This is a genomic window from Streptomyces sp. NTD91 (assembly GCF_059510455.1).
On record NZ_JCAJZW010000168.1, the window covers coordinates 1 to 463 of the forward strand.

Consider the following 463-nt stretch of genomic DNA (forward strand, 5'->3'; position numbering starts at 1 on the left):
CCGACGAGGAGGTCGTCGCCTGGCGCATGCACCGCGGCGGCGTCCTGCCCCTGCAGCCCGCCCTCGGCATCCTGGCCCTGCAACGCGCCGTCGCCGCAGCCCAGCCCGCCGTCATGGTCGCCGACATCCACTGGGGCGAGTACGCGCCCCCCTTCACCATGACCCGGCCGAGCCCCTTCATCGAGTCGCTCCCGGAGGCACGGGCCGCCGTCGAGGGCGCGGGCGCGGCCTCCGAGCGCTTCGGCCGCGGCGACGGCTCCGGCCTGCGCCACCAGCTCACCGGACTGACCCCGGCCGAGCAGGAACGGGTCCTCCTCGAAATGGTCCGCCTGTGCGCCGCCGGCGTCCTCGGCTACTCCGGCGCCTCCGCCGTACCCGCCGAGCGCGCCTTCCGCGACCTGGGCGTCGACTCCCTCACCGCGGTCGAACTCCGCGGCACCCTCGCCCTGGCCACCGGTGTCCC

Annotated in this window: 1 protein-coding gene; it reads left to right on the plus strand. The window is 76.5% G+C overall.

The window, feature by feature from the left end:
* The coding region (locus AC5WRT_RS39080) for an acyl carrier protein (protein ID WP_496098963.1) at window positions 1-463 on the plus strand (463 nt) is incomplete at both ends.